The sequence below is a fragment of the Streptomyces sp. NPDC104371 genome, assembly GCF_055583785.1.
This window is the reverse complement of the sequence record NZ_JBVJNF010000001.1, coordinates 75,422-88,303: the sequence shown is the minus strand read 5'-3', so window position 1 is coordinate 88,303 and position 12,882 is coordinate 75,422. Positions and strand designations below refer to the sequence as shown.

At 72.4% G+C, this 12,882-nt stretch carries 8 protein-coding genes, 1 pseudogene and 1 CRISPR repeat array (1 of these 10 running past the window's edge); of the genes and pseudogenes, 6 read left to right on the top strand and 3 right to left on the bottom strand.

Annotation, left to right across the window (positions count from 1 at the left end):
* The first annotated feature begins 16 nt into the window (after nt 1-16).
* Entirely contained in the window at nt 17-784 is a 768-nt protein-coding gene (locus ACZ60T_RS00430; protein WP_469663107.1) for an ABC transporter ATP-binding protein, read from the top strand.
* Nucleotides 784-3,147, top strand: coding sequence for an ABC transporter permease (locus ACZ60T_RS00425; protein WP_469663105.1), 2,364 nt, complete (start codon nt 784-786; stop codon nt 3,145-3,147). Before ACZ60T_RS00430 ends, ACZ60T_RS00425 begins: the two co-directional genes overlap by 1 nt.
* Before the next feature lie 153 nt (nt 3,148-3,300).
* Here ACZ60T_RS00425 and ACZ60T_RS00420 read toward each other — a convergent pair whose 3' ends face one another.
* Entirely contained in the window at nt 3,301-5,178 is a 1,878-nt protein-coding gene (locus tag ACZ60T_RS00420; RefSeq protein ID WP_469663103.1) for a sensor histidine kinase, read from the bottom strand.
* The gene (locus ACZ60T_RS00415; RefSeq protein ID WP_365633550.1) at nt 5,175-5,924 is read right to left on the bottom strand and encodes a response regulator transcription factor; all 750 of its coding nucleotides are present in this window, start codon (nt 5,922-5,924) and stop codon (nt 5,175-5,177) included. Before ACZ60T_RS00415 ends, ACZ60T_RS00420 begins: the two co-directional genes overlap by 4 nt.
* A gap of 113 nt (nt 5,925-6,037) precedes the next feature.
* Here ACZ60T_RS00415 and ACZ60T_RS00410 point away from each other — a divergent pair, with 113 nt between their 5' ends.
* The 4 genes from ACZ60T_RS00410 (at nt 6,038) to ACZ60T_RS00395 (ending at nt 9,969) form a co-directional block, all read left to right on the top strand.
* Nucleotides 6,038-6,748 (top strand): hypothetical protein, encoded by a 711-nt coding sequence (locus ACZ60T_RS00410; RefSeq protein ID WP_469663100.1) that lies wholly within the window; start codon nt 6,038-6,040, stop codon nt 6,746-6,748.
* Complete coding sequence (locus ACZ60T_RS00405; RefSeq protein ID WP_469663098.1) at nt 6,729-7,913, top strand: efflux RND transporter periplasmic adaptor subunit; 1,185 nt, start codon at nt 6,729-6,731, stop codon at nt 7,911-7,913. Before ACZ60T_RS00410 ends, ACZ60T_RS00405 begins: the two co-directional genes overlap by 20 nt.
* A gap of 68 nt (nt 7,914-7,981) precedes the next feature.
* A complete protein-coding gene (locus tag ACZ60T_RS00400) occupies nt 7,982-8,755 on the top strand; it encodes an ABC transporter ATP-binding protein (RefSeq protein ID WP_469664695.1) in 774 nt (257 codons plus the stop codon).
* Nucleotides 8,752-9,969: an ABC transporter permease gene (locus ACZ60T_RS00395; protein WP_469663096.1), complete on the top strand. Its 1,218-nt coding sequence runs from the start codon at nt 8,752-8,754 to the stop codon at nt 9,967-9,969. The genes ACZ60T_RS00400 and ACZ60T_RS00395 overlap by 4 nt, the downstream gene beginning before the upstream one ends.
* A 3-nt stretch (nt 9,970-9,972) precedes the next feature.
* Here ACZ60T_RS00395 and ACZ60T_RS00390 read toward each other — a convergent pair.
* A pseudogene (locus tag ACZ60T_RS00390) lies at nt 9,973-10,184 on the bottom strand (alpha/beta fold hydrolase); the annotation flags it as partial.
* A 175-nt stretch (nt 10,185-10,359) separates the two neighbouring features.
* Nucleotides 10,360-12,882: a CRISPR direct-repeat array (repeat unit 28 nt; unit sequence GAGCTACCCCCGCGGGTGCGGGGACGAC) (it continues 251 nt past the right edge of the window).

Sequence of the window (12,882 nt, the reverse complement as noted above, 5' to 3'; positions counted from 1 at the left end):
TGTTGGAATCAGAGCCATGACGACCACCAGCCACGCCCCCGCACAGGATGCGGTCCAACTCTTCACCGTACGAAAGGTCTACGGGGCCGACGACCGCTCCGTCACCGCACTGGACGGAGTCTCCATCGGCTTCCCCCGCGGTACCTTCACCGCGATCATGGGTCCGTCGGGTTCCGGGAAGTCCACGCTGTTGCAGTGTGCGGCGGGCCTGGACCGCCCCACCGGGGGCCGGATCATGCTCGCCGGTGTCGACATCGGACAGCAGAACGAGAAGGAGCGCACCCGGCTCCGCCGCGAGCGCATCGGCTTCGTCTTCCAGGCGTTCAACCTGGTCGAGTCGCTGACGGCCGCTCAGAACGTGGAGCTTCCCTCCCGCTTCGCCGGTCGCCGGGTCGGCCACGAGCAGGTCGCCGCGGCCCTCGCCGCCGTCGGCCTCGCCGAGCGGGCCGGGCACCGCCCCAGTCAGCTCTCGGGCGGCCAGCAACAGCGCGTCGCTCTCGCCCGAGCGCTTGTCACCCGCCCCGACGTGCTCTTCGCGGACGAGCCCACCGGCGCCCTCGACACCGTCACCTCGCGCGAGGTGCTCCAGATGATGCGCATGCTCGTCGACCGGGAGGGACAGACCACCCTCATGGTCACCCATGACCCGGTGGCCGCCGCCGTCGCCGACGACGTCGTCTTCCTCAAGGACGGCCGCGTCGCCGACCGCATCACCCTCACCCGGGACCCCGACGGACGCGACGCCGCCTCCATCGCCGCCCACATGGCCCGGCTGGAGGCGTGATGCTGATCCTCGCGAACATCCGTGAGCGCCGGGCCGGATTCCTCGGCGCGTTCGTCGCCGTCCTGGTCGGCGTCGCGCTCATCACCACCACCCTCGTCATCTACGACTCCTCCCGGCCCGACGTCCAGCCCCGCTACGGCGGCACCACCGCCCTCGCCCTGCCGAACCAGGTCCGTGCCCAGGGCGGAGGTGGCACGGAGGAGCGGATGCCGTGGAGCCGCGCCGAGGCGGCACCACTCGTCGAGAAGCTGGAGGCGGTGCCCGGCGTGGACGCCGTCGTCGTCGACCGTTCCTTCTACGCGCAGGCGTTCCGCGACGACCGGCCTGTCGCTGACGAGGGCGCCCTCGACGCCGGGCACGGCTTCGCCAGCACCCGGCTCGCCCCGTACAAGCTCGTCACGGGCCGCGCCCCGGCCGCGGACGACGAGGTCGTGATCGACCGTGCCCTCGGCGTGCCGGTCGGCTCCGACCTCACCGTCAACATCACCGCCGGGCGCACCCCGTTCAAGGTCGTCGGCACCGTCGACGGACCCGGCTACTACTTCAGCGACGCCTTCGCCGCACGGCAGGAACCCGGCGTCCGAGCCATCGGCCTCATCGCCGAACCCGGCACCTCCGCGGGCACCATCGTGCAACCGGCCAAGAGCGCGGTAGGCGCCGCCGGTACCGTCGTCTCCGGCGACGGACGCGCCGAACTCCAGCCCGAGTACATCGAGCACAAGCGGTTCCTCGGCACCCAGCTCATCGGAGCCATGGCCACCCTCGCCCTGTTCACCACGATCTTCGTCGTCGCCTCCATGCTCGTCCTCTCCACCGGCCTGCGCCGCCGCGAGATCGGCCTGCTGCGCACCATCGGTGCCGCGCCCCACCAGGTCCGCCGCATGGTCCTCGGTGAAGCCGCCGTCGTCGGTCTCCTCGGCTCGCTCGTCGGCTGCCTCGTCGGCGTCGCGGCGGCGCCGCTGCTGCGGGACATCCTCGAAAGCCTGGACGTCACCTCGCCCGACCTGAAGATCACCGTCGCCGCCTGGCCCCTGCTCACCGCCGCCACCATCGGTGTCGGCGTCAGCGTCCTCGGTGCCTTGGCCGCGGGCCGACTCGCGGCCAAAGTCGCCCCCATCGAGGCGCTGCTCGACAGCCGCTCCGCCGACAAGACCATGGGGCGCGCTCGTTGGATCAGCGGCCTCGGCTTCCTCGGCCTCGGCGTCGCCCTCGCCGTCGGCACCGCCACGGCGGCCACCGACGACCGCGTCACCATGGCCATCTTCGCGACCATGGCGCTCATCGTGGCCGCCGCGCTCCTCGCCCCCGTCGTCGTCGGCCCCGTCGGCCGGGCCCTCACCGCCCCGTTCCAGAACTCCGGTTCGGCCGGTCCGCTGCTCGTCCGCGCCGAACTCGGCGCCGACTCGCGCCGCGCCGCCTCGCTCGCCGCACCCGTCATCGCCGCCGTCGGTTTCGCCGTCCTGCTCAGCGGCATGGTCGAGACCATGCGCGTCGCCTACCCGGCCGGTGAGGCCCTCAAGGTCCAGGGCCAGTTGATCGTCACCCCCGACGGGACCCCCGGCAACACTGACGAGGTCGTCGCCGCCCATCCCGTGGGCAAGGCCGCCCTGCCCACCCGCGCCGCCGTCGGCGAGCCCGGCAGGCAGACCGTCATCGATGTCCTCGGCTCCCGCGATGCCCGCTGGAGCAAGCCCGGCCAGGCCGTGCTCGGCGAGCGGACCGCCAAGTCCCTGGACCTCAAGGCCGGTCAGCAGGCCACCGTGCGCTTCGCCGACGGCGAGAGCGTCGGCCTGCACGTCGCTCAGGTCCTCCCGGACGACCCCGCCCGCGGTGACTTCGTCGTCTCCCGCGACCTGGTCCGTCGTCACGACCCGGCCGCCCTCACCGACGACATCTTCGTCCCCAAGGCCAACCGCCCGACCGAACTCGTGCCCGGCACCGCCGTCCACGACGCCCTCCAGTACGCCTTGGACGACTACAACACCGACGCCGAGCTCACCGACAGCCTCGCCGTCATGCTCATCGTCATCGCCGTCGGCTACAGCGGCATCGCCGTCGCCAACAGCATGGCCATGACCGCCCACAGCCGACGCCGTGACTTCGCGGTGCTGAAGTCCGTCGGCGGCACCGACCGCCAACTGCTCCTCTTCTCTGTCGGCGAGACGTCCCTCGTCGTGGCCGTCGGCGCCGCCCTCGGCGTCCTCGTCACCCTCCCGCCGCTCGCCGGAATGGCCTCGGGCCTGTCTCAGACCACCTCCACCGACGTCGGACTGCACCTCGACGCCGGTACCGTGGCCGGAGCGATCGCCGGATCCCTGCTCCTCGCCGTCACCGCCAGTGCCTTCGTCACCCGGCGCACCTGACCGGTCGTCGACGGCGTTCGACTCTTCCCGTGCGCGGGCGTCCCGGCGGGGCCCCGAAGCGGGCCCGGACCTGTCGACCGCGCGCGTGCGGGCGGTGGACCGTTGCCCAAGAACCCCCATGACTCAGCGACAGGCAGCGGGGTCCGAGGCCGTTCACCGCGGTGCGGGCGGGACCGGGGGAAGACGCAGCACGAAGGTCGAGCCGCTGCCCAGGGTGCTGCGGGCCTCGACCGTGCCACCGTGAGCCTCGATCAGCTTGCGCACGATCGACAGGCCGAGCCCGCTGCCGCCGGTCCGGCGGGAGCGGGACTTCTCGGCCCGCCAGAAACGATCGAAGACGTGCGGCAGGTCCTCGGGCGCTATCCCCGGGCCCGTGTCGGAGACCTCGACCCGGACGCCCGCCCCGGTGGTGGCCTCGGCCGTCCTCTCGGCCGGAGCCGCAACGGGCAGGTCACCGGCCGCCTTCAGGAGCACGGTGCCGCCGGGCGGCGTGTGCCGGATGGCGTTCGACACGAGGTTGCCGACCGCCTGCCGGAGCCGTACCGGGTCTGCCAGCACCGTCAGTTCCGTGTCCGCCGCCACCACGAGCCGCACCCCCGCGGCCTCGGCACGCGGGCCGTGCCCCTGAACCGTCTGGGCGAGCACGTCGGCCACACCCAGCCGCTCGGTGATCAGCCGGAGTTCTCCCGCGTCGGCCGCCGAGAGGTCCCGCAGGTCGTCGATGACGTGCTGGAGCAGCACCGCCTCCTCCAGCACAGAGGCCACCAACTCCTCGTCCGGCTCGGCGACACCGTCCTCGACCGCCTCCAGCCAGCCGCGGATATTGCTCAGCGGTGTGCGCAGCTCGTGCGCCACATCGTTCACCATCGCCTTGCGGGCCGACTCCAGTTGCTCGCGCCGCTGTGACATCGCGTTGAACGCGGCCGACAGCCGGGCGATCTCGTCGCCGCCCGTCACCTCGACCCGTGCCGAGACGTCCCCGGCCTCCATCCGCTGTGCGGCCAGGGTGAGTCTGCGCAGCGGCCGGACGAGCCGGATGCCCGCGAAGGCCGTGACCGCGACCGTCACCAGCAGCACGAGCGCGGCGCTCCAGGCGATCCGCAGCTTGTTGGACGCCGACAGGTCCAGGAAGGTGGTGGCGGTCCGGTCGCCGGGGCTGCTGGCGTAGAGCTGGGCGACGGGTGCCACGTACGGCTCCAGTTGCTCCGCACGCCCGCTCGCGACGCAGTCCTGTACGTCCTTGTCGGGCGCGCGGGGCGCGGAGGACTCCGTGCGTTCCGTCTGCCAGGCCCCGTCGAGCGGCAGCACCGTCACCTCGCCCAGCCCCCGTCGCGCCAGGCAGCTGTTGACCAGGCCGTTGAGGGTGTCGAGCGCCTTGCGTTCGGAGGGCATATGGCTGTTCAGCGCCGCAGCCCCGCACCGGTTCGCGGCGGACTGTCCGTCCGGCATCCGCACGGCGGGCCGACCGCTCGGGCCGACCACCGTCCGCGCCGCGATGCCCGCGCTCCGCAAGCACGTGACGACGCTTCGGGCCGTCTGCTGAAGCCGGGCGCGGTCCGCGTCCGACAGCCGGTAAGGGCCGACCACACGTGGATCGATCCCTCCGTCGCGCGCCGCGGCGGGCAGCAACTGCGGATCGACCGCCAGCGGGTTGACGATGGCGGTCGGCTTGGGCGACGGCACGTACGGGCGGCCGGGCAGCGGAGCGGAGTCCGCCAGCGTCCGGTCGCCGTCCCGCAGGACGATCCGGTGCCCTGTCGCCCGTCCGAGCTCGGCCACGGTGGGTCCCACCGCATCCCAGCTCCGGTGCCGCGCCGCGTAGCCGACCAGCGCGTCGTACGTCTTCGTGTCGTCGGCGAGTGCCTTGCCCTGCTCCTGACGGATCGCCACGGCCGTCATCCGTACGACCACCCACGCCGTGGCCGCGATCGAGCACACCGACACCAGCACCGCCACGGCAAGCAGCCGCAGGAGCAGGCTGCGCCCCGCGAGCACGGCGAACACCGAGCCCGCGGACGCGTCACGACTCATCGCACGCCCTCGGGCCGGGACGGGAACCGGCCGTCGGAGAGCTTGTATCCCACCCCGTACACCGTCACCAGGCACATCGGCCGACGCGGGTTCTCCTCGATCTTCTTCCGCAGGTTCATGACGTGCACATCGACCGTCCGTGTGGTGATGTACCGGTCGAAGCCGTGCAGCCGCTCCAGAATCTGCGACCGGCTGAACACCTGCCCCGGACGGCTGGCCAGCACCTCCAGCACCCGGAACTCCCCCGGGGTGCAGACGATCCTCCCGCCGTGCGCCCATACCTCGTGCCGGGCGGGGTCGACAGTCACCGTGCCCGCGGTCAGCACATCGCCGCCTCGCACACCGCCCGCCGCGCCGGGCGCCGCCGGGGCGCGCCCGCTGCGCCGCAGCAACGCGCGGACGCGGGCCATCAGCTCACGCGGGCTGAACGGTTTGGTCAGGTAGTCGTCCGCGCCCAGGTCCAGCCCGAGCAGCAGATCGTCCTCGCTGGACCGGGCGGTCAGCATCAGCACCGGCAGCCCTTCGAGACCGGCCTCCGACCGTACGGTCCGGCAGACGTCGAGTCCGTCGAGGCCGGGCATCATCACGTCGAGCACCAACAGGTCCGGCAGCCGACGGCGGATCTCGTCGAGCGCGGCCCGGCCGTCCTGGACGAGAGTCACCCCGTGGCTCTCGCGTTCCAGGTAACGGCGGATCAACTCCGCCTGCTTGACGTCATCTTCGGCAACGACAACATGCGCACACATGCGACGAGTGTAGGAACGCCCGTGACGTGCTCAAACGCGGCCGAGAACGGGAAAACGGCAGGACCATCACTTCATGACAAGCCTCTGACAATTGCGCGGCAGGCTCCGGTGCCATGAACAACGAGACAGACCGGTCGCGCCCCGACGCCGACGCCCTCGCCACGGCGCGCGCCCCACGCTCAAGGCTCGGTATCCGGACCGCCGCCTTGAGCGCCGCCCTGCTGACGGTGGGCTTCGCCCTCACGGCCTGCGGAGGCGGGGACACCGACAGCGGACAGCGAGGGTCGGACAGCGACGTGGCCTCCCTGCCGACGTCCTCGTCGAGCGGTGGAAAGGCCGGGGACGCCCCTTCCACGCAGTCCTCCGACGCCGCCGTCGAGGCCAAGCGCCCGCAGGAGCGCCTCGACAGCTCCCAGAAGGAGATCGACCAGCTCTGGGACACGTACTGGGCCTGCCTGCAATCCCACGGCGTCCCGATGAACACCGCGCGGGTCGCCCAATCCGGCGGGCAGGCGCCTCCGTTCCAGGACCAGAAGACCACGGACAAGTACAAGGCGCAGTACCAGGCGTGCCGGTACAAGATGCCGCTCCAGCCGGTCGAGGTGCGCCCCGAGACCAACCCGCATTACGCGGACGACCACCGCGCCTACGTCGGCTGCATCAAGGCGAAGGGCCTGAAGATCCACGAGACCTTCGACTCCGCCGGGACCGCCAACGGCTGGACGTTCGACGACGACTTCCCGAGCGGCACCAGCGAACAGCTCATCGAGAAGGCCGACCACGACTGCCTCCTGGAGGTGTTCGGTGGCAAGGGCAAGAAGTAGGGCCGCCGCGCACCCGTCCGCCGACGGCGACAGCCGAAGCCGCAGCCGAACCCGCGGTCGGATCGCGGTCGCCATCGCCGTACTCGCCGTCGTCGCGGGCGGAGCCTGGGGCGGGACGGTGCTGAAGCAACACGGGGACGCCGGGCATGCCAAGCCCGCCGGGCCGCCGTCCGCGCAGACCACCCTCGTCCAGCGCACCGACCTGTCCGACAGCAAGACGCTGCCCGGCACACTCGGCTACGGCACGGCGGTCACGCTCAAGGGCGCGGGCAAGGGCCTGATCACCAAGCTGCCGACGAGCGGATCGACGGTGACCCAGGGCAAGCCCCTGTACTGGCAGGACGACCAGCCGGTCATGGTCTTCTACGGCGACACCCCGGTGTTCCGCACGCTGGACAAGGCGGCCGTGAACGCCCACGCCAGCGGCGCCGACGTGACCATCCTCGCCGACAACCTGAAGGCCCTCGGCTACAGCATCGGCCCCGAGTCCCACACCACGCAGTCGTCCACCGGCACCGGCCGGGCGCCCGGGACCGTACTGACGTCGTCCCTCCTCGACGCGCTGAAGCGCTGGCAGCGCGACACGGGCCAGCCGCAGACCGGGACGCTCTCGGTCGGTCAGGTGGTCGTACTGCCCGGCCCGGTCCGCGTGGGCACGGTGAAGGCACAACTCGGCGACCCGGTGGCGGAGGACGTCCTGGCCGTGACCTCCCAGCAGAAGGCGGTGACAGTGACGGTCGACGCCACCGACGCGGACCGGATCCACCAGGGCGACAAGGTCTCCCTCACCCTTCCCGACACCAAGCAGGTGTCCGGGAAGGTGACGTCGGTCGGCACGACGGTGCAGGGCGGCGGGGGTGACGGAGCCGACCCGTCCGGCGCCAACACCCCACCGACGTTGCAGGTCACCGTGGTGCCGAAGGACAGTGCCTCGCTCAAGAACCTGGAGGCGGCGTCCGTTCAGGTGACGTTCACGACGGAGACCCGCAAGAACGTCCTCGCCGTGCCGGTGGGCGCGCTGCTCGCACTCCACGAGGGCGGCTACGCGCTCCAGCGTCCGGGCGGCCAACTGGTCGCCGTGCAGACGGGGTTGTTCGCCAAGGGACAGGTCGAGGTCTCGGGTGCCGGGATCAAGGAGGGGGAACGGGTGGTGACGGCGTCGTGAGAGCCCGCCACCGCCCGCCCCGCGAGGCCACGCCGCCCGTCCTCGCCGTACCCGCCGAGCCGTCCGCCGTGCTGCGGCTCACGAACGCGACCAAGGCGTTCCCCGGCGGCGTGACGGCACTCGACGACGTGTCCCTGACCATCCACGAGGGCGAACTGCTCGCCATCGTCGGCCCGTCCGGCTCCGGCAAGTCCACGCTGCTGAACATCATGGGTACGCTCGACCGGCCCACCCGCGGCACCGTGCGGATCGCGGGGCAGGACGTGGCGTCCCTGAGCGACCGACGGCTGTCCGCGCTGCGCGGACGCTGGCTCGGCTTCGTCTTCCAGCAGTTCCACCTGACGGACGGGCTGACCGCGGCCGAGAACGTCGCCACCAGCCTGCTGTACGCGGGGGTGCCGCGCAGGCGGCGTGCCCCGCTCGCGCTCGCCGCGCTGGAACGGGTCGGGCTCGGCCACCGGGTCGGGCATCTGCCGCATCAACTGTCCGGCGGTGAACGACAGCGCGTCGCGATCGCCCGCGCGCTGGTCAACGAGCCGGCCCTGGTCCTCGCGGACGAGCCGACCGGCGCACTGGACTCCGCCAACGGCCAGGCCGTTCTCGACCTGCTCGTCCGACTGAACCGAGAGGGCACCACCATCGCTGTGATCACGCACGACGGGACCATCGCGGCGCGGCTGCCACGCCAGGTGGAGATGCGCGACGGGCGGATCGTCGGGGACACGGGACCGTGCCGGGGCCCGGCGGCGGACCAAGACACCGGCGCCGCGCCGACGGCCGGACTCGCCGCGACAGGACGGTCCGCGCCCGGCGCCGACCGGACCCCGGGGGAGAACCGATGAGCACCGCCCCCGAGACACTCACCCGTCCGGCCCGGCAGAGCCCGTCCGACGTGCTGCGGCTCGGGCTGCTCGGCATCCGGACCCGCAGGCTGCGTGCCGCGCTGTCCGCGCTGGGCATCTCCATCGGCATCGCCACCCTCGTCCTCGTGACGGGCATCCCGACGTCCAGCCAGCGGGCGCTGAACGACCAACTGTCCGCGCTCGGCACGAACATGCTCCGCGCGGTGGCCCAGCCGGACCAGAACCCTCCGGTGGTGTTGCCCGCGTCCGCCGACAAGATGGCCGCCCGCATCGGCCCGGTCACGGCGACCGGCGAGGTCGCCAACACCCATCAACTGGTGCACCGTTCGGACCGGACCGACCCCAATGACGGACTGGGCCTCACGGTCCTCGCCAGCAGCGACGACCTGCTGACGGTGGTGAACGGGCGGGTACGGGCGGGGAAGTTCCTCGACGCGGCGACCGACCGGCTGCCCACAGCGGTCCTCGGCTACGAGGCGGCGTCGCGTCTCGGCGTGACCAGCCTGGTACCGGGCCGTCCGGCACCGCAGGTCCTCGTCGCGACGGAGTGGTTCACGGTCATCGGCATCCTCGATCCGCTGCCGCTCGCGCCGGACCTGGACCGCTCGGTCCTGGTCGGCTGGGAGGCGGCCAAGAAGACCCTCGCGTTCGACGGGCATCCGACCGTGGTCTACGTGAAGGCGCACGAGGACGCCATCGAGGCGGTCTCGTCCGTGCTGCCGGCCACGCTGAACCCGCAACTGCCGGGACTGGTGCAGGTCAGCCGCCCTTCGGACGCCTTGGCGGCGAAACGGGCGACGAACAGCGCCTTCTCCTCCCTGTTCCTCGGCCTCGCGGGGGTCGCCCTGCTCGTGGGCGGGATCGGCGTGGCGAACACCATGTACATCTCGGTACTGGAACGCCGCAAGGAGATCGGCCTACGGCGCGCGCTCGGCGCGAACAGGGGCCAGATCAGAGGTCAGTTCCTCACCGAGTCGGTGGTGCTGTCACTTCTCGGCGGGGTCGCGGGCACGGCGATCGGGGTACTGGCCACCGCCGGTTACGCCGTCTACGAGGGCTGGCAGCCCGTCATCCCGCTGACGGTGCTCGGTGCGGGCGTGGGCGGTGCCGTGGTCATCGGGGTGGCGGCTGGCGTGTACCCGTCGATCCGTGCGGCACGACTCACCCCGACCGAGGCACTCGCCACGACATGAACTGAGCTTGGGCCAAAGCTCACGTGGGCGGTAGTGGCTCATGTCGGGGATCAGCAGGAACTCGACGCCGGCAACCAGGCCTGCGGTGCGTTTGCCCCCCACGGGGGTCGATCAGTATTCGTCCAGGCCGTGGATCACCAACGTCGGCACCAGAGTTCGCGCAGTGCGCCGAGCTGTCGGCCCAGCCCTGCGGGGTAGAGGGCGCGGGCATAGCTGTCCGGCCTGCGCAACGGCCCACTCGACCGGCCCGTCGCGGGCCTGCGTGATTGCAGCAGCGGCGGGCTAGGCACGGACACCGAGTGGCGTCCTCTCCGCGAGGGTGCCACAGGCGGAACACACGCGCGAGGGCACGGAGCTACCCCCGCGGGTGTGGGACGACACTGCGGGAGAGAGCTACCCCCGCGGGTGCGGGGACGACCCCCGGTCTTCGCCGACGCCCTGGCCGAGCGGCGGGCTACCTCCGCGGGTGCGGGGACGACGATCACCGTCACGCTCGCCACGCTCCTGTTCGTGAACTACCCCCGCGGGTGCGGGGACGACTCCCCGCACAGGATCGCTCCGCCTTCCAACAGCGAACTACCCCCGCGGGTGCGGGGACGACCGCCCCTCCCCGGCCTGGCGGGAAGATCGTGGGGAGCTAACCCCGCGGGTGCGGGGACGACCGGCCGGTGCCGGCGCAGTGCCCGCACTGGCCGGAGCTACCCCCGCGGGTGCGGGGACGACAGGTCGCGGAAGACGAGGAAGCGGGAGTGCCTCGAGCTACCCCCGCGGGTGCGGGGACGACTGTACGGACACGTGCTTTCACCTCTTCTCTGCCGAGCTACCCCCGCGGGTGCTGGGACGACGCCAAGATCTCGGCCGTCCTGAAGTCTGCGGAGGAGCTACCCCCGCGGGTGCGGGGACGACACGTCGACGAGCAGGGCCTTGACCGGGCGGATCGACCTACCCTCGCGGGTGCGGGGACGACCGATGGGACGGACACGAGGGCCCTCGCCCCAGGGAGCTACCCCCGCGGGTGCGGGGACGACCCGGTCGCTCAACTCCCGCTCTAGCGCCCGGGAGAGCTACCCCCGCGGGTGCGGGGACGACGGGCCCTGGAGCGTGAATCTCGGCGACGTCAAGGAGCTACCCCCGCGGGTGCGGGGACGACACCTGCTCGCCGAGCGTCTCGGCGGCGTGAATGGAGCTACCCCCGCGGGTGCGGGGACGACCGCCGCCACGGCCGCCCGATCGTCGCCCTACGCGAGCTAACCCCGCGGGTGCGGGGACGACGTCGTGCTTCCGTCGGGATGCCCTTGGTCGTGCGAGCTACCCCCGCGGGTGCGGGGACGACCCCGCTTCCCGCGCACCGTCCTCCCACACCCACGAGCTACCCCCGCGGGTGCGGGGACGACACCGCAGAGCAGCGTGAGCAGCGCGTGCAGGACGAGCTACCCCCGCGGGTGCGGGGACGACGTCATCCACGCGGTGGAGGTAGCGGTCGAGCGGGAGCTACCCCCGCGGGTGCGGGGACGACCAGCCATCGAAAAACAATATCGGGCTTTAGTCAGAGCTACCCCCGCGGGTGCGGGGACGACGCCTGAGAAACGCCGACCGGGGGCCACGTCAGAGAGCTACCCCCGCGGGTGCGGGGACGACGATACGGTCGTCGTGCGTCACGGGGTGCACTCCGAGCTACCCCCGCGGGTGCGGGGACGACCACCGTGCTGCTCGACGCCGCCGCCGACAAGCAGAGCTACCCCCGCGGGTGCGGGGACGACGAGGGCGTCGGGCTCGAAGGCCGCGGCGGGGAGGAGCTACCCCCGCGGGTGCGGGGACGACGCCTCCCCGCACGAGATCGCCCGCTTCGCCCGCGAGCTACCCCCGCGGGTGCGGGGACGACGGAAACGCGGTCTGACCGGCCGCCCGACTCCCGGAGCTACCCCCGCGGGTGCGGGGACGACTCGACCTCGCGTAGTCGTGGGAGTCGCTGGCCAGGAGCTACCCCCGCGGGTGCGGGGACGACCCATCGAGATTCCCAAGGTGGCCGAGTACACGAGAGCTACCCCCGCGGGTGCGGGGACGACGGGCTTTGACGTTTCGGCCCTCTGGGCACCCAGGAGCTACCCCCGCGGGTGCGGGGACGACTCCGGGGCCGAGCGGGCGGCTACTCGCCGGGGTGAGCTACCCCCGCGGGTGCGGGGACGACGCCGTGGGTGCCCTTCGCCAGGTTCACGCTGACGAGCTACCCCCGCGGGTGCGGGGACGACCTCGGCGACGTGTTCGAGCCCGACCCGGACGACGAGCTACCCCCGCGGGTGCGGGGACGACGACATGGCTGACGGCCTGGCCCGCGACGACCAGGAGCTACCCCCGCGGGTGCGGGGACGACTCGTCCGCCGCGTTGTCCATGTCGCCGTAGAGGGAGCTACCCCCGCGGGTGCGGGGACGACTCGTCCGCCGCGTTGTCCATGTCGCCGTAGAGGGAGCTACCCCCGCGGGTGCGGGGACGACCTCCGCGCGGGTCGGGCCGGGGCGATCAGTGTGGAGCTACCCCCGCGGGTGCGGGGACGACGCCATCGGCCCCGGCGCCTCCGGCAAGAGCACCGAGCTACCCCCGCGGGTGCGGGGACGACATGGAACAGGTCCAGCGGTGCACACGCGTGCCGGAGCTACCCCCGCGGGTGCGGGGACGACCAACAGACCGACAGCCAGCCCGGCGACGAGCGGGAGCTACCCCCGCGGGTGCGGGGACGACTCGCTGATCTCGACCGGCATCCGGGCGCCGACCGAGCTACCCCCGCGGGTGCGGGGACGACGGTGGACCACACCTCGTAGGCCAGGCGCTGGAGGAGCTACCCCCGCGGGTGCGGGGACGACGGGCCGACGTACCAGTCGTCGCGCGGCGGCTGGGAGCTACCCCCGCGGGTGCGG

Bases quoted from the DNA above. Each gene is read 5' to 3' on its own strand.
- ACZ60T_RS00430 (WP_469663107.1), top strand. From the start codon at position 17: ATGACGACCACCAGCCACGCCCCCGCACAGGATGCGGTCCAACTCTTC.
- ACZ60T_RS00425 (WP_469663105.1), top strand. From the start codon at position 784: ATGCTGATCCTCGCGAACATCCGTGAGCGCCGGGCCGGATTCCTCGGC.
- ACZ60T_RS00420 (WP_469663103.1), bottom strand. From the start codon at position 5,178: ATGAGTCGTGACGCGTCCGCGGGCTCGGTGTTCGCCGTGCTCGCGGGG.
- ACZ60T_RS00415 (WP_365633550.1), bottom strand. From the start codon at position 5,924: ATGTGTGCGCATGTTGTCGTTGCCGAAGATGACGTCAAGCAGGCGGAG.
- ACZ60T_RS00410 (WP_469663100.1), top strand. From the start codon at position 6,038: ATGAACAACGAGACAGACCGGTCGCGCCCCGACGCCGACGCCCTCGCC.
- ACZ60T_RS00395 (WP_469663096.1), top strand. From the start codon at position 8,752: ATGAGCACCGCCCCCGAGACACTCACCCGTCCGGCCCGGCAGAGCCCG.